Annotated in this window: 12 protein-coding genes and 1 pseudogene; 8 read left to right on the top strand and 5 right to left on the bottom strand. The window is 35.8% G+C overall.

Annotated features, from left to right (window positions below; all coding sequences use genetic code 11):
• Positions 1 to 550: 550 nt before the first annotated feature.
• On the top strand, positions 551 to 1,897 hold the full coding sequence (locus tag ACYFX0_RS00525) for an FAD-binding oxidoreductase (protein WP_016098693.1): 1,347 nt from the start codon (positions 551 to 553) through the stop codon (positions 1,895 to 1,897).
• A gap of 42 nt (positions 1,898 to 1,939) precedes the next feature.
• Positions 1,940 to 2,134, top strand: a pseudogene (locus ACYFX0_RS00520) (alpha/beta hydrolase); the annotation flags it as partial.
• A gap of 474 nt (positions 2,135 to 2,608) precedes the next feature.
• Here ACYFX0_RS00520 and ACYFX0_RS00515 read toward each other — a convergent pair.
• The 3 genes from ACYFX0_RS00515 to ACYFX0_RS00505 all read right to left on the bottom strand — a co-directional run bounded on the left by ACYFX0_RS00515 (position 2,609) and on the right by ACYFX0_RS00505 (position 6,785).
• Positions 2,609 to 4,396, bottom strand: coding sequence for a helix-turn-helix transcriptional regulator (locus tag ACYFX0_RS00515; RefSeq protein ID WP_247727453.1), 1,788 nt, complete (start codon positions 4,394 to 4,396; stop codon positions 2,609 to 2,611).
• A gap of 114 nt (positions 4,397 to 4,510) precedes the next feature.
• Positions 4,511 to 5,089 carry a sensor domain-containing protein gene (locus ACYFX0_RS00510; protein WP_000836849.1) on the bottom strand — a complete coding sequence of 193 codons (579 nt, stop codon included), beginning with the start codon at positions 5,087 to 5,089 and terminating at the stop codon, positions 4,511 to 4,513.
• Positions 5,090 to 5,447: 358 nt separating this feature from the next.
• Entirely contained in the window at positions 5,448 to 6,785 is a 1,338-nt protein-coding gene (locus ACYFX0_RS00505; protein WP_127725871.1) for an erythromycin esterase family protein, read from the bottom strand.
• 359 nt (positions 6,786 to 7,144) lie between these two features.
• On the opposite strand from ACYFX0_RS00505, the gene ACYFX0_RS00500 reads away from it, so the two are divergent.
• The 3 genes from ACYFX0_RS00500 to ACYFX0_RS00490 all read left to right on the top strand — a co-directional run bounded on the left by ACYFX0_RS00500 (position 7,145) and on the right by ACYFX0_RS00490 (position 10,673).
• Positions 7,145 to 8,029: a CPBP family glutamic-type intramembrane protease gene (locus ACYFX0_RS00500; protein ID WP_460269658.1), complete on the top strand. Its 885-nt coding sequence runs from the start codon at positions 7,145 to 7,147 to the stop codon at positions 8,027 to 8,029.
• 636 nt (positions 8,030 to 8,665) lie between these two features.
• Positions 8,666 to 10,111, top strand: a complete 1,446-nt coding sequence (locus ACYFX0_RS00495; RefSeq protein ID WP_001064072.1) for a L,D-transpeptidase family protein — start codon at positions 8,666 to 8,668, stop codon at positions 10,109 to 10,111.
• A gap of 346 nt (positions 10,112 to 10,457) precedes the next feature.
• Positions 10,458 to 10,673 carry a hypothetical protein gene (locus tag ACYFX0_RS00490; protein ID WP_460269656.1) on the top strand — a complete coding sequence of 72 codons (216 nt, stop codon included), beginning with the start codon at positions 10,458 to 10,460 and terminating at the stop codon, positions 10,671 to 10,673.
• 191 nt (positions 10,674 to 10,864) lie between these two features.
• On the opposite strand, the gene ACYFX0_RS00485 is transcribed toward ACYFX0_RS00490, so the two are convergent.
• Both ACYFX0_RS00485 and ACYFX0_RS00480 read right to left on the bottom strand, forming a co-directional pair.
• Positions 10,865 to 12,238 (bottom strand): sensor histidine kinase, encoded by a 1,374-nt coding sequence (locus ACYFX0_RS00485; protein ID WP_460269654.1) that lies wholly within the window; start codon positions 12,236 to 12,238, stop codon positions 10,865 to 10,867.
• Positions 12,235 to 12,909 (bottom strand): response regulator transcription factor, encoded by a 675-nt coding sequence (locus ACYFX0_RS00480; protein WP_001264526.1) that lies wholly within the window; start codon positions 12,907 to 12,909, stop codon positions 12,235 to 12,237. The genes ACYFX0_RS00485 and ACYFX0_RS00480 overlap by 4 nt, the downstream gene beginning before the upstream one ends.
• A gap of 271 nt (positions 12,910 to 13,180) precedes the next feature.
• Between ACYFX0_RS00480 and ACYFX0_RS00475 the strand changes: the two genes are divergently transcribed.
• The 3 genes from ACYFX0_RS00475 to ACYFX0_RS00465 all read left to right on the top strand — a co-directional run bounded on the left by ACYFX0_RS00475 (position 13,181) and on the right by ACYFX0_RS00465 (position 17,086).
• The gene (locus ACYFX0_RS00475) at positions 13,181 to 13,651 is read left to right on the top strand and encodes a hypothetical protein (protein ID WP_460269651.1); all 471 of its coding nucleotides are present in this window, start codon (positions 13,181 to 13,183) and stop codon (positions 13,649 to 13,651) included.
• Positions 13,652 to 13,671: 20 nt separating this feature from the next.
• Positions 13,672 to 13,995: a PepSY domain-containing protein gene (locus tag ACYFX0_RS00470; RefSeq protein WP_000912129.1), complete on the top strand. Its 324-nt coding sequence runs from the start codon at positions 13,672 to 13,674 to the stop codon at positions 13,993 to 13,995.
• A gap of 1,015 nt (positions 13,996 to 15,010) precedes the next feature.
• Complete coding sequence (locus tag ACYFX0_RS00465) at positions 15,011 to 17,086, top strand: serine hydrolase domain-containing protein (RefSeq protein ID WP_247727450.1); 2,076 nt, start codon at positions 15,011 to 15,013, stop codon at positions 17,084 to 17,086.
• Positions 17,087 to 17,284: the final 198 nt, after the last annotated feature.

The following is a 17,284-nucleotide window of genomic DNA, read 5'->3' as shown; positions in this document are numbered from 1 at the left end:
TTTATACGAAGTATAGACATAATCGGACCTCGTTTTATTGATTATTTTGAATGGGTACAAGAAATTTAGAAATAATAGGTGGACTAGCACTACGGTCCATAAACTATTTATTTTAGATTTTAAATTAAAAATTTATCTTTTATCTAAGAAGGGGCGCGGCAACGATTACTACTTTTAGGGGCCATTGGCAAGTTTTATTTAATAGGATTAATTTGTATGAGTTTTCTTTAAAGCTTGTAATGCTATAATCTCATAAGTTAAAGTTTCACCCTGAAAATCTATTATTTATAATGAGTAGCCCGAAAGAGAAAGGATTGTTGCCGTGTCCTATCACCATCAAGCAAGGTTGATAGGTATGCGTCACTACGCCATATAGTAAAAATAAAGGCTCAAAAACGGCTTTTGTCGATTTAAAAGCTGCACGGATTTGTTTAATTTTATGAAAAAAAGTAAGAATCACCAATATAATTGGCGGTTCTTACTTTTTTTTACATACATATTATTAGCATGATAGCATTAAAAATTTTTGTACGGAGAGAGAGGTTTCTATATGCTCTATGATGAAAATATAAGTTTAACAGGACGTATTGTATCGCCTGGTGAAGCGCAATATGATTCAGCACGTCAAGCGTTCAACACATTTTTTAATAGATTCCCTTTTGTTATTGTCTTTGCACAAAATACTCAAGACGTTGTGAATGCAGTACGATGGTCGTTACATAATAACGTACCTATCCGAGTACGTTCAGGAGGGCACAATTATGAAGGCTTGTCAGTTTTAGATGGTGGTATTGTAATTGATGTCAGTGAGATAAATCAAATAAAAATAGATCCAACATCAAAAACTGTTACAGTAGGAGCTGGTTGTAAAAATCTCCATCTAGCTGAGCTTCTTGGGAAAGAGGGATTAGCTATTCCTAATGGGGTCTGTCCTAAACCAGCTATCGCAGGAATAGCGCTAGGTGGTGGGCAAGGTATTCTTTCTCGACCATTAGGACTACTACTTGATCATGTCGTAGAAATAGAAATGGTTGATGCTAACGGCTGTGTATTGCAGGTTAATGATCAGGAGCATCCTGATCTATTTTGGGCTTTACGTGGTGGAGGCGGAAGTTTCGGTATTTGTACATCTTTTCGCTTTCGTACTCAGGAAATTAAGACTGTTGGTTTTGTTGAAGTTAGTTGGAGGCATCAAGATTTAAAAGCCGTTATACAGGAATGGCAAAAGTATACTCTACCTACTTCTGATAAACGCTTTACTCCTACATTATTATTGTCTTCAGAAAAGACAGCTCCTGTGTTGATGCATGGGATTTTTCATGGATCAGTTACAGACTTACAGAAATTGATACAACCACTTCTCAAAATTGGATCACCTATAAAGGTAGACATAAAAGAACTCTCTTATTTAGAAGCTATAACGTTAATATCCAATCATCAGCCTACAACTCCTTTTCCATTTAAAAGCGTAGCACCTTTTATGGATTCTTTATTACCTGAAGAAGGTATTGCTACGATTCAACATTTTATGAGTCAATGTCCACCTAATTCTACTGTTTCTATATTTTTTCAGGGCTTAGGGGGGACTGTTTCTGCAGTACCCGAGGAAGCAACTGCTTATTTTTATCGAAAAGCTCTAATGAATATGGTGTTATTTTCCACTTGGGACAAACCTGAGGGAGCTGCACAAGGGATTCGTTGGGTAGAAGCTTTTCGTCACGCGTTGATTCCTTTTACGAAAGGTGTCTATGTTAACACACCTGACCTCTCAATGAAAGATTGGTCGGATTTATATTATGGTGAAAACTTTAAACGATTGACTCAAGTGAAAGCTAAATACGATCCAGAAGATATTTTCAATTTTCCACAAAGCATTCCACCTGTTTATAAAAAATAGAAATCCTTTGCCGACCTTAAATTTTGCAATTTATAAAGAATGATAGATAATCCTTTTTGGAAATAACAATTAAAAGAGAGAGATAACATTGATTATTGACTGTATCAAAAGTTAAATCACTTCTTTACAGAAGGAGAAGGAGAATTAAGTCAATCGGATGAATAGTATAGTCCTGCTAATATCCCAGAGTATGTTATAAATGATATTGCCACTTGGGTGCAAGGAAGAGTGAAATGAAATTAGCAACTATATTTTTAAATGACTATTTTCAGAGACAACAAGTGAATTAGGGGGGACTGGTTTAGAGGAATCCCCACATGAAAAGACCTGAAACTGTCTTCCGTATAGCGATAATAAAGATGTTTAATTTCTAATATAGAAAACAATAGCGTTGCTACATTCAATATGTAGTAACGCTATTTAAATTTTTTAAAACAGGGTTAAATTTTTCAAAAAAATTACCTATCAAAAATGATATTCAATTAAATTCATAAGTTTATCCCGCATTAACGGACAGTAAGACCCCCACCTCAAAATTCAGCGAGAGCAAAGAAGTGAGGTGGGGCGGGCTGCCCGTAAAAGCCCGATTGGTGAGGGCTGATAATCAGTGGGGGATGAACAAAACTCCCACTGATTAAAGTTTCACTTTATCCTTTACTGTATCTTGTAACTACATTTTACCTTGCTGTAGAGAAACAAAAAACATTTTTCTTATTCAATAATTCCAATTTCTAGAGCCTTTTGAACAGCTTCTTCTTTGTTGCGGACTCCTAGCTTTGTATAAGCTGTGGAAGCATAATTTCTGACCGTACCATTCGATAAATATAACCTTGATGCTATGGTAGTGTATCGAAGTCCCTTTGCCACTAGCTGCAATATTTCTACCTCCCTAGCTGTTAGCTCATAAGCGGTTGCTTTTGATTGTGGTGTCTCTTTTTGCTCATCAAACTTCTCAAATATTTTGTGAGACATTCCCTGATCAATCAGTGTCCCACCTTTGTGAATAAGTCGGATCGTATTAGCTAGCTCCAATGTTTCAATAGATTTGAGTAAAAAACCATCCGCACCGTTGCGAAGTGATTCCAACGCCTGTTCGGTATCCTGAAAAGTTGTGAAAATCAATACGCGGATATGTGGCCATTGTTGCTTAATCTTTTTGGTTGCTTCAACTCCATCCATGTGCTGCATATCTAAATCCATAAGTATAACATGGGGTTGAAGGCGCCCACACAAATCGATGGCTTGATTGCCATCCTCAGCTAAATCGACTACATTTAAATCTTCATATCTATCGAGTAGTGTCCTCAAACTTTCCCGAACAAATGGTTGATCGTCTACAATTAACAAACGAATAAGTCCATCTTTTATTTCAGTTTGTCGCGGTATGGTACATGTAACAAGCATTCCTTCCTCTGGCTTTGTATATACAGACAATTGCCCTTGTAAATTCATTGCTCGTTCTTTCATCGCATTCAGACCGAAGCCTTCCTGCCATTCTACATTTCCTTTTCCATTATCTTGAACTTCTAATCTCGTATATTGTTGTTCAAACTGCAATGAAACTATAATTTCAGTTCCCTGACCATGACGTACTGCATTCGTAAGGGACTCTTGTAAACAACGAATGAATGCGATCTTCGCTTGCCGAGACAGTGGATATTCCTCTCCGAATGTCCTAAAACTTACATTTACCTGAGCGTGCTCCTGAAATTCGACCCCAAGATTTTGTAGAGATTGAATCAAGGAAGGCGATTGACACGGAGACTCCATTTGATGTAAGTAACCTCTCACATCTTCGATGCTTTTACGTCCCATTTCAAGCAGAGAATCTAGCCTCTGTATACCCATTTCAGTAGCAATTTCGGTACGCAACGTTTCCATCCCCATAATAATAGAAGTATAAGCGTGACCAACTGTATCATGAAGCTCACTCGACAGTCTGTTTCGTTCTTCCGCCAGTGTAATGCGTTCAATCTGAGACATATATTGCTCAAGTACCGCGTTTTGTTTACGAATCGCTTCATTTTGCTTATGATTGACGATTAATAAATGGAAAGCGAAGCCCATTACATAAGCAAGTCCATAGTAGGTAACTAAAATCCAATAGCTATTACTTGGCGCAACCGCATAGAGAATTCCAGTTGTTATAAAAACTGTTGTTGGAGCTGTCCAATAATAGGACAAATGCTTACTATTCGCAGCAATTAGAAAAGCCGATATCAGAAATGTAACGTTAGCTTCCGGAAATAAAGAGGTTAAATATATACACAGTCCACCATATAGCAGTATTTCTGTGAACAAGTAATATTTGTAATTGAACAGTAAGGCTACCCATGGAATCGAGAAGGCAACAACCTCCCAAAAAATAACAATCCAAAGTGGCAATGTTAAACTATCCTGAAAATCGAATGTGGTTATGGCGATAGAGACACTAACAAGTATACGGACTCCTAACATAATCCAATCGTACCAAAACCAATACTTAACCATATCTAACAAGTCATTTACCCCCTAAGTAGCCTACCTTTTTACTTCATATATTATAATTTAATCCTTCATGCCTATTATACTTTTTAATTTAAAACTGCGATACTACTCACAGATTGCAAACTTCTATTGATTTAGTTGCTGAATCATACTACGTGTATAGCCCCCAATTTTCTGTGTCAAACCTTCTACTATTCTAATACTTATGGCGGTAAATACTATACCCATAAACATTACAAAGAGTGACTTGGCAAACGTATCTATCTGTATGAATATAATATTCATATCGATGTATCGATACAGTAGTGGTGCCAACAGGAACATAAGTGGCATTACATAAAAAATGATTGCACTAATAAGACTGAAAATGCCAATCACAAATTTCTGCATTAACCAATAGACAGCAGACCAAGTGCGACGATCTGTAAGCACTAATTTCACCTGAGCCCAGTTCGATGTATCCATTGTTATATTTCTATCGTAAGAGTCTGTTGAAATATCTGTATAAATTTTCGTCTGTATGCGCTCGAATTGGATAAAGTGTGTGGTAGTCTGTAGTACGCGCATAATTAATGGAATCCCAACAACAGTAAATGAAAGGGTGAAACTAAATAGCAGAGCTATTAGATAAAAACAAAAATAAAACAATCCTGTAACGAAAGTTAGCAATAAAAAATAACCATTCTGGATGAATTTTGATTTCATAAAGTTCATCGCTCCTATCTATGTAATAACCGAATCATACTGCTTTTTTTGTCATTCTCACTAGTGTAAAAGTGTCATATGACATTTCTAAATGATGCTAAAAAGGGGAGAGCAGCCTACTGCTGGTTAAAAAGATGCTTATATCCCGCTATTTGCCGGGCAGTAAGACCCCCACCTCAAAATTCAGGTGGAAGCAAAGAAGTTAGGTGGGGGTCGGGCTGTCCGTAAAAGCCCGATTGGTGAGGGCTGATAATCAGTTGGGATGAACAAAACCCCTACTGAATAAAGTTTCATTTTATTAATCCTCCACAAAACAATCCCGTTTTTGCATTTGCAAGAACGGGATTGTTTTGTACTTTTATTTAATATGAGATGGACTTGTTTTTCGAATGTGAAAAATAATATCAAATTGCTCAAGCAATGATTTATCAAAGTATGTCGATTCGTTTGGGAATATTTGTCCCCCTATACTTAGTAATGGTCTTTTGGCTTTAACCCATTTCTCTGCTTGTCCTTTAAGGTGACGGTTATCCAATAAAAACATGTTATATGGTACTTTTCCGAGGGTATAGTTAAAACTATTTACATTTTGTGGAATCGCACGCGTTGTAATCTTACCTCCAGTAGAAGGATCATATTCGCTGTATAAGGTGAAATTCCCCTTCGTAGTTGTACTACCAATTGTGACATAATTATTGTCTAAACGTTCCTTCAAAAATTGCCCCGCAACATAAGGGTATAATTTCTCATCGATAATTCCTTTAGCAATATGAATATTGTGTCCCCATACCATCGTTTTACCACCAAATGTTTCTTGTGCCCACATTGCATGATCGGCCAAGTATTGCTCATGTAGCTTTAACATACTTGGATAGTCGTTAGGAATTAGCATTGTGGTAAATTTCTCTATTGCACTTGCCGTTGCTTTCGCCCAGATGTACTCGGGTGAAACTATTTCTGTGTTGGCTTGTTTATTCTCATCTTTTAGTAATCGAGCTACTCTCTCAGCGTTTGTTTTGAACTTTTCTTTTATTTCAGGAGCAAGGTCCATATATTCCTGTGTACTTCCATTAAAAGCCGACAATTCTTTATAATTTTCTTCTACTTCTGCCAGCAAATTTGGTCGATGCAGCTTTACATAATCAATTACTTTATTAAAGCAACCTTGGTCCAATTCCTTTAAGTCGAGCCCGATAAATTGGATCTTTTTTTTATTGGATGGATCGGCATTATAATCTTTCATCCACTCAATCATGGCTATAATTTCATCAGTAGGATATAACAAGTTTAAAAACTCCCTAGGGTTTCCTTTTCCTGTTTGGATATATTCATTTAGCTTTAAGCCGTTTCCCCAATCTTCTTCCATTGCGAAATTTGTAAAACCCATCTCAGTAACCAAATATTTCACAAGGCGAAATTTCATAGTGAAAATTTCAGAGCTTCCATGAGTATTCTCTCCTAATCCCACATATTGCGCGCTCCCAATCATTTTCTTAAGTGGTTTTAAATCCTCAAATGATTTTGACGGCTCTATCGTTTTTAATGGGTAAGCCTGTGATTGTATGGATTTAACTATATTTTTTTGTATTGATTGACCTGAATTTTCGACTGCTACTGTTTGAGCCTTTCCTACTTCTACACATCCTGTGACTAATAAAGCTGTACTAACCATTGCAATTATGCTTTTCTTATTCATTTTTTCCACCTCAATTGAATTATTTGTAAAGCAAGATTGATTCATTGTACTTGAACGAATCAATTGCCTTAATTCAATTGTTATCTATTCCATATCATATTTTCTAGTTACATATTGTCATAAGGTTAATTGACACAGGTCATAGACTAATCATTACACTTTTGTACTATCGGTTATGACAACTTATAAATAATAATTACATTGATGAGTCGTAAGTAAGACTAGACTATAAATTGGGGAGGGATTTTAAAGATGAATGAATCTGTATACAAAAACATTTTTATTCTAAGTTGTGTCTGTGGAAATGACAAGAAGTAAATTCGATAAACAAGTGAATGAAAGGGGAAGGGCGGATTAAAATGATATTACACGCAAAATCGTTCCACAATAAAGATAAAATCCAACGTGCTAAAATAGGACTTCAACTCTTTTTGAGTATCTTAATCATTACTTCTATTATCCTAAATGTAGTAGTAATAATTACGAAAAGTATGCCGCTTATTGTGGTATATATGTTTACCCCAGCATTATCTTCTATTTTGACTCGCATAATACTGAAAGAAGGGTTTAAAGATGTATCTTTTAGTCTCGGTAACTTAAAGATATGGAAAGGGATTGGTTTTGCTCTGCTAATCCCTATGATTATTTGTGGAATTACTTATTCTATCGCCTGGTTGAGCGGAATTGCGGGGTTTCAGTATCCCGAAGTTGGTATGTTTATTTTAGAACCGATCTACAATATGCTTGGGCTTCAGTATGTAACGGCACCATTCAACTTCATTTATCTAGTAGTATTGAGCGGCATTTTCGGAAGTTTGCTTGGCTTAATCCCGGCTTTGGGAGAAGAAATGGGTTGGCGAGGTTATATGCTCACAAGGCTAGTCGATGCAGAGTTTTCACGGCCCATCCTTATTAGTGGATTGATTTGGGCAACGTGGCATGTTCCAATAGTTATTGCTGGTCTATATGTAGCGGGACCATCTGTCGTTCTTTCAGTACTTGGTATCTATCTTTGTATTGTACCATTCGGTTATATTATAGCTTATTTACGACTTATCACAGGTAGCATTTGGCCTTCGGTTATCATCCATGCTACTTGGAATGCCATTATTCAAGGACCTTTCACACGTGCAAGTACAGGGTATCAAACTGAGATTTGGATTGGAGAATCTGGCTTGATAACCGCTATTATTATCTTGATTACTTCAATAATTACGTCTCGAATCGTAAATTTTACTAAATAGCATACGGATGTGTTTTAAATTCAATTAGTGAAATATGACGAGGCGAAATAAGATGCACCTAAAAATATTAGAAAAAATCTAGTTGAATGGACTCTTACTTAATCTTAGGCTGCTGGATATATGGGAGGCATCAAGCTAAGGGTTTAATTTATAAAAATAAACTTGATTGTCATAAAAAACATAATGTTTTTCATTTAAAGGCTATGAGATGAAATTTCATCATCTTCATCACGTTAGACCTTCAGGAAATAAAAAGTTAAACGATTATACAAATACTCTAACTGAAAAAACGATAGTCCTTTTATCAAAAATGTAGAAGGACTATCGTTTATTTTTTTGACAAAATTAGGGGTTGATGTTCATAAAATGGAGAATATAATTCGTATTTTACGTAAAGAGAAAAATTTCCCCCTAGAATATTAAGCTAAATCTCTTGGTGTGACGGTTGATTTAAGTTTCACTTTATGACTTGTAAAGGGCTGTTCAATGCATCGTACTATTAAAAAATCTAAATTTAATTATTAAATTGCGATAAAATGTGGTCGGAAATAATGAAATTTTAGGAAAAATAAGGTACACTAGTCTATGATTTTAGTTGAAAATCGTTTGACGTTAATGCATACGGGGGAAAGATTGATGAACAACAATACAACAAATGAATCAGTTGAAGAAATTGATCAAAAACGAGTAAGATCAAAAAAACGTTATACAAATTGGAAGTTTATCGCAGTGGGTATTGGTGTAATTGCACTTCTTATTGGGGGAATGAGTTATTATCAGGCAACTCACTTCAATTCGAATGTTACAATTAATGACACAAAAGTTGGTGGTCTGAGCGCTGATCAGGCAATACAGAAATTAAAGACATCTGGACTAGCAAACAAAGTCTATGTTGATCAACAACAAATTTTAGATGAAAAAGATACAAAAACGGAACTTACGGAAAAAGATTTGCCTCAAGTTAAGAAACTATTAAAAAGTCAGTGGACATTTTTCCCTTCCTCAAAGGGAGAAAATTATTCATTACTACCAGAGAAGGCAGATCAGTATCGTAGTGAAACGATGAAAAAACTTGTAGAAGAAACGCTCATCTCTATGAATGAAAAATTAAAAGCGCCTCAAGATGCTATGGCGAAGCTAGAACAAGGGAAAATTGTTATTTCGAAAAGTGTTGAAGGAAAACAGTATGACGTTACTAGTCTACTGAAAGATTACGATAAGCAAAAATATAAAAGCGAAATTCATCTGAAGTCTGCATACATAAAACCTATTAAAGAAGACGATCCGATTGTCAAAAAAGAGGAGAAAGCACTACAGAATCTTCTTGGGCAGTCTGTTGAGTATAAAGTGCAGGATGAAGTTTATCCTTTAAAAGCGAAAGATTTAATTCAAAATGCCTCTATGTCAAAGGATATGAAAGTTACAATTGATGCGAGTGACATTAAGAAGAAAATTACTGAAATTAATAATGCCAAATCAACATTAAATAAAGATTTCTCATTTAAAACGCATTCCGGTTCAGTTATATCAGTAAAAGGGCAAGGCTACGGCTGGGCACTAGATGTTGAAAAAGAAACTAAACAAGTTCAACAAGCCTTTGAGAAAGGCGAAAAGTCGCTTTCTGCTTCTAATATTCACGGAAATGGTTGGGAGAAGGAAGGTATCGGTTATAAAACAACAGCGAATAATGGCATCGGAGACACGTATGCGGAAGTTTCAATTGCAGAGCAACAAATTTGGATTTATAAAGATGGAAAATTAGTCGTTACAACAAATGTAGTAACGGGTAAACATAGCACGGGTGAAGATACATCACCAGGTGTGTGGTACGTCCTATACAAACGAACACCATACACGCTAAGAGGTAGCGCAGTAGGGAAAGCTGATTATGCGGTTAAAGTAGATTACTGGGTTCCATTCACAAATAGCGGTCAAGGATTCCACGATGCCGGCTGGCGAAAAGACTGGGCAAATAATGCTTATTTAACAGGTGGATCAGGTGGGTGTGTGAACCTTCTTCCTAATGTTGCAAAAACTGTATATGATAGTTTGAACACGTATGATCCAGTAATTGTGTACTAAAAAATAGCTACGTATCTAGAAATAAACAAAGCAGGAAATCTTACCTGATGGTATATGAAAAAACACCTCTTGCATTCGCATACTAAGTGTGCAAATGTAATGGAGGTGTTTTTGTTTGAATATAAAAGTGTATTGCTTATAAGAAACAAAGTAGAAAGAGATTGAGAATAAGTATTCAAATAATCAATAAAATTGACAATGAATATCATTTTCACTTAATATAGAATCGTCGCATTTAATTAGACATGAATTTTTTGTTAATATAATAGATTTCTATTAAGTTGTCATATTTACGAACTATCATTAAATATTTTAAGAATTTAAACGTAGGAAAGGGTAATATAAAATGAACTGGAAAAAAGGCGGGTTATGGGTTATTATTTTTTTCGTTATAAAAGGCACGATTTCTACACTTTTAATCGTTACAGGTGCTAAATATTTTGATTTATCATTTATGCAACTTATCTTATTAATTCTGACCTTATTAGTGATTTCTCTAATAAGTCGAAAATTGCTCTATAGACATAAACAAAACAAAAAGCAAAAAGAGCTAAATATATAATGAAGCCCCAGAGACCATTGGATTTCTGGGGTTTTATTTTGATAGTTTTTTCGCATGTATATTAATTTAACAGAATAGGTTGTCCAAAATGATAAAATCGATGATGTTTAAAATGCGTCAGTTATTTTTACATAAGGATTGTAGAGAGCCTTTGAATCAATCTTTATTCTGAAGCGACAGACACGTATAAATTATGCTCTTTTTTCAATTGGTAGTTTAAATGTAAAAGTACTGCCTTCTCCTAATTTACTTTCAACCGTAATTTCTCCTCCGTGTAGTTCGACAATCCATTTTACCATCGACAATCCTAAACCTGTGTTTCCGATGTTTGAAGATGTGCGTGCTGCATCAACTCGATAGAAGCGGTCCCATATTTTAGTAATATGTTGCTCGCTGATGCCGATGCCATTATCGGAGACTTTACCTATTATGTTGGTTTCATCACGGAATAGTTGCATATTCACAGTTCCACTCGCTTTGCTATAAGCAATCGCATTCGTTAGTAAATTCATTAATAAACGCATCATCAATGTTTGATCGGCTTTAATAAATAGGTCTTTCTCTATATTAATTGTTATATCAATCGAAGCCTCTTGTACCATTAATGAGAGCTCTTCTACGACGATTTCCGTTAATTCACTCATATTGATACATTCAAATTGGAAAGTATTATGGTTTCCTTGGTCAGCTCTTGCTAATAATAAAAGTTGTGAGATTAGAGTGGATATTTTACGTGATTGCTTTAAAATTACTTCTAACGATTCTTCCATTTCTTTCGGATTATTCTTCTGCGATAAAGCGTATTCGCATTGTGAAATAATAACAGATGTTGGTGTTCTTAATTCATGAGATGCGTCAGATGTAAATTGTTTTTCACTTTCAAATGATGTCTCCAATCGCACAAACATTTTGTCAAAGGTTTGTGCTAAATGATACATTTCGTCTTTCGGTGAACCTTGTAAATTAATTCTCTTCGAAAGGTCTTTACCATCACCAATTTTACTAGCTGAATCACTCATTTGTTGCACAGGTCGAAACGCCCTTTGCGTGATAAAATATCCTCCGAATGCCGCAATAAGAATAAGTAATGGGAATGAGATGATTGTTACCACGATAAGCGTATTCATCGTTGAGGATAATTGGTTCATAGTCATTATTCCACGAACCCAGATTTGCTCATCGCCGCCTGCATTATGGAGAAAATCATATACTATCCATTCTTTATTGCCGTCTTTAATGGTTTGTATTTCATCGGATTTAAGCGATATCTTTTTATTAAAGCTTGTTGGACTATGTCCTACTAACAGCTCACCTTGTTTACTATAAATACTAATATTTACTCCATCTTCTAAGGTTTCAAAATCATCGTCAATCTTTAACTGCCCATGCTTATATTTGATATCTTCCATGCTTTCTTTTACTGTGCTCTTTAATTGATCTTTCATATTAAAAAGCAAAACTTTATCTGAAGAAGTTAAAATAAAAGCTAACACGAGTGCCATAATAATTACAATTAGCCCCGTATACCACAGGGTTACTCTCATTTTTATTGATAGTCTTTTCATGATTCTACTCGCAATACGTAACCAGTTCCTCGTACTGTATGAATTAACTTCGTTTCAAACTGGCTATCAATTTTTTTGCGAAGATAGCGGACGTAAACATCAATAATATTTGAGCCACCTTCATAGTCGTAATTCCACACATGTTGCTCAATTTTATCTCGTGTCAGCACAACTTCTTTATTACGAATCATATATTCTAAAATAGCAAATTCCTTACTGGAAAGAGTGATAACTTGGTCTCCTCGTGTTACTTTATGCATATTGCAATCTACCACTAGGTCAGCGATTTCAAACACATTAGATGTATTTCCTGTTTTTCTTCGCATTAACACTCGAATTCTTGCTAACAGTTCGTCAAAAGCAAACGGCTTTACTAAATAATCATCCGCACCTAAGTCGAGTCCTGTTACACGATCATCAATTGTATCTTTAGCTGTAAGAAGCAAGACAGGAGTTGTATTATTGTCCGCGCGTAATCTTTGTAATACTTGTAAACCATCTATTCCTGGAATCATAATGTCAAGCACAATCAAATCGTAGGTAGCCATGTTTATATAATCCAAGGCATCTTCTCCATTCCCACATGCATCGACACTATAATGTTCTGCATTTAATCGTTTTACCAATATATTTTGTAAGTCTTGTTCATCTTCGACAATAAGAACTCGCATTAACATTCTCCTTTTCTTCTTATTAATATGTATCACTATAATTCAAAAACATTAAAGCAAGATTAGAAACGATTTAATTATATCATTTTATCCAGCATTAACGGGCAGTAAGACTCCTCCTTCAAAATTCGGCGAATGCGAGGGAGTTAGGGGAAGTCGGGCTACCCGTAAAAGTCTTCACTTTATTTTTTTATACATTAATCTTCCTTTAATGTTTGTTCAGTAATATAAAGGCAAGGATAAGGTGCACATGTAAAGGGAGGAAAACAGAATGCGAAAATGGATGCTGATTGGAGCGATATCTTGTGTATTGTTAACAGCTTGTTCTACTCAAGCTGTTAACAATACAGAAGTGCAACAACTGAAAGTGGAAAATGATAAATTACAAAAAGAAGTTGCTCAACTACAACAAGAACCAAACAAAACAGAGCCTGCTACGAATGATACGAAGCAAACACAAGATTTCAAAAACGAAGTCACATCTATTGTAGAAAAGGCAAATAACACGAAACCAGTTGGAGCAAAAGAAGATAACTTAAATATGTACTTGGTAACAAAAAAAGAAATTGACCAATTGGATGACAAGATAGATCTATCTGATAATCAGCTAGAAGCAGATTATCACGCTGGAACGATAACTGTTGAACAATATCAAACGCAAGAAAAAGAACACGATATACTGGAAGATCAATTAGAGCAAGCAGAAAATGCGCTTGAAGCAAGATTTGGAATAGAGGAGTAATCATTAAGGAGTGGATGAAAATGTTAAAGCATAAAAAGAAAATAATTATAAGTGTAATTGCTATTTTAGTAAGTGGTATTGCTATTGTTGGTGGATATTATGGTATGGGTTACAATTATGCAAAAAAGAATGAAAACTACACAGAGAAACAAGTTCGTGAAATTTCTTTAGCTCATACAAATGGAGAAATTATTAATGTGAAAAAAGAATTCGAATTAGAAGATGATAACTTAGCACAATCAAAATTTGAATATGAAGTAGAAATCAAGACACCTGATAATTTGTTAAATATTTTAAAGGTTAGTGCTAGAACAGGTACAATAGAAATCGATAATGAAGATTGAAAAAATATCGACAAATAAAATATTACGTACTTGATTTTTGTTATCGATAGCGAAGAAAAAGACGGTTCCCTAATTTTACAAGGGAATCGTCTTTTTTTTTGTTCTATGGATCTATGCATTTTTTATACTTTCCTATCCTGGTGCGGTTTTAGGGTTCTTGTCTCTTATTGGATTAACTGAAAAACTGTATAAAACCTTGTATACCCTTAGTGTGGTTTTTTCCGAAATACTGGCGGTACCCCGTCGCTATCAATCAAAGCTCATACAACGTCAATTATATTAGGGGGTGTTTCAGTTCTCGTTTTATCTTTTTACAATGATGAATATGAAATAATGACTTCCACTTATAAGAATGTGAAGAAGTGTTGATGCCAGTTGGAACTGTGGTAAAGGTTGAGGGTGGAATCTAAGGGAATATTAGAGATGTGCATGAAAGGTTATTAATCCATCTTCTATAAAATCGTGGGATTATATATGCACTTATTATCCTGGAGATTTTAAAATAAAACCTATCTAATTATAGAAGTGATTTGAACGTAAGGAAATTGTAAGAAATGGATAAGAAAAAAGAAATTTTTATTGTGTAGGATACAAATATAGAGAAGCGTAAAAGAGGGAGGGTAAATAGGATACATTTATACGAAAAACAAACTAGTAATAAGAGCATTCTATTGGTGGCAATTACTGAAAGAACAGAATACTCACTACAGTTCCTACAGGAAAGGGAAGAATCAATGGATATGGTCTAGGAATCTATGAAATTATATTTCCTAACGGTGTCCCGATATGGGAACATACAGATGTTATTCTAGGATTTGATACTTTTGCTGGAGGGGCATATGTTGACGGCAATTTGAACAGTATGGGTAGAGCCGAGAATACTGGTCTTTTTAAAAGTATTTTACTTGTTGAATATAGACAGTAGGGATAAAGCCAGAATAGTAGTTTATGTGATGTTTGTAATTGAACAAATAAAAGATGAAATCGATCATTTATCTAAGGAGGAATTTTTCTTATGGAAAATAAATTATCTGGAGTGTTAGCCGCTACCTTAGCTCTAACGATGAGTCTACCAACAGGAGCGATAGCGTCTTCTAGCAGTAAGACTCCGGTTGTATCTAGCCAAGAAGTTGCTAGCAAAGATTTGGAGAAGATTGCTGCAGAGAACGCTGCACTGCTCACGAAGTCCTATGAGACGACTAGTGTACAGTATGCGCTGATTGATAATGGTAAACTTATTTTGTCGGGGCAGACAGGTAAGAACGACATAGAAGGGAAAGAGCCACTAACCAAAGATACTCTATACGGAATTGGTTCAACCAGTAAAGTATATACAGCTGCGGCTGTTATGAAACTGGTAGACGAAGGAAAAGTTGATTTGGATGCTCCTGTTGCCCGCTATATTCCTGATTTCAAAATGGAAGATAAACGATATAAGCGTATTACACCGCGTATGCTGTTGAATCACTCCTCGGGTTTGCAAGGTTCGACGTTCAATAATGCATTTTTATTTAAAGATAATGATGCTTATGCCCATGATATATTATTGCAACAATTGTCCAACCAAAACTTGAAGGCAGACCCTGGTGCGTTCTCAGTATACTGTAATGACGGTTTTACACTGGCTGAGATCTTGGTAGAAAGAGTCAGCGGTATGAGTTTTACTGAATTTCTACATCAAAAGTTTACAGAGCCATTAAAACTGAATCATACGATAACATCGCAAGACAAATGGGAAGACGAAAAGCGGGCTGGACTGTATTCTCCGACATACCAGGGACAGCTACCAAGTGAAATGGTGAATCTAATTGGTACGGGAGGAATCTCTTCTACTGCAGAAGATGTGGTGCGATTCTCACAAATATTTATGGGACAGGGAAAAGAAATTCTCTCTAATAAAGCAGTCAAGGCGATGGAACAAGAAGAATATAAAAAAGGAATGTGGCCGGGAGATAGCGGAAATGTGTTCAACTATGGACTTGGCTGGGATAGTGTGAAACTATACCCATTCAGTGAATATGGGATAAAAGCGTTGACTAAGGGTGGGGATACGATACTGCAACATGCTACATTGGTCGTGCTTCCAGAACAGAAGATGGCAGCAGCTGTATTGTCCTCCGGCGGCAGCAGCATGACAAATCAACTGTTGGCAAATAAATTACTGCTAGCTAGGCTTAAAGAGAAAGGGACAATTAAGGATATAAAGCCAGATAAATCCTTCGGAAAGCCCGTCAAGGCTAAAGTGCCTCAAGACGTGGTAAAAAAAGCAGGATTTTATGGAAATAGCTATAGCCATTTCAAAATAGAAATTACGAAGAAGGGAGAACTGGTTTTACCAACTAAACCGGAAGAAAAATATGTATATACGGCGGATGGAAGCTTTATAAATGAGAAGGGTACTTCCAAGCTTAACTTCGTCACAGAGAAGAATGGAAAAGTTTATTTGAGAGAGAGCACATATGAATTATCACCGGGATTGGGGCAAAATGTGCTGACTCACTATTTAGCCCAGAAATTAGAAAACAATGTGTTACCGAAGAAAACAGCTGCTGCATGGGCGAAGCGCGAGGGTGGCAAGTTCTATCTCGTTAACGAAAAATTTAATTCTATGAACTATCTAGGACAACTAATGCCTCTTAACACACAAATTACGATCAAGGATGGATATTGGGACGGCAAAAAAATTACAGGTCCGAATACGGCGACGCATCAAATTCAAATTCCTGTGATGAATGGGCGGGATACAAAGGAAGCCCATTTCTATACAGAGGATGGTACTGAATATATGGAGATGTCCAGCTTTTTATACGTCAGTGAATCTAACGTAAAACCCCTTGATACAGGTCGATTATCAAAAGTTACATTGCAAAAAAATGGGCATGCGAAATGGTTTACGGTCCCGCAAGAGGCAGCAGGGAAAACGATGAATGTGGAGTTGCCATCAGGAAGTTCATTCGCGGTGTATGATGAGAATGGAGTATGCGTCAATTTTACCGTCGTTAGTGATAATAACAAAGTGAAACTACCAGAGAATGGAACGGTTGTATTTGCTGGCGCACCGAACTCCGAATTTACAGTCGCATTGAACTAGCTACAACTCGGGATAGACTTCAATAAAACAGTGCGACATGGAAAAGATATTTTATTTGTATCTTAAGTATTACCTTATTACAATTAAATTCTTAGCTTAATAGCAATGGGATAGCACCACATGCCTATCAGCCTAAGAAAATAAATCAACCCCATGTCCATCAAGCTAGTAAAAATAAATACCCAAAATATAGTAAAA

The sequence above is a fragment of the Bacillus sp. NEAU-Y102 genome, assembly GCF_054788175.1.
The sequence above is the reverse complement of the archived record's forward strand: the minus strand, read 5'-3'. Positions and strand labels throughout refer to the sequence as shown.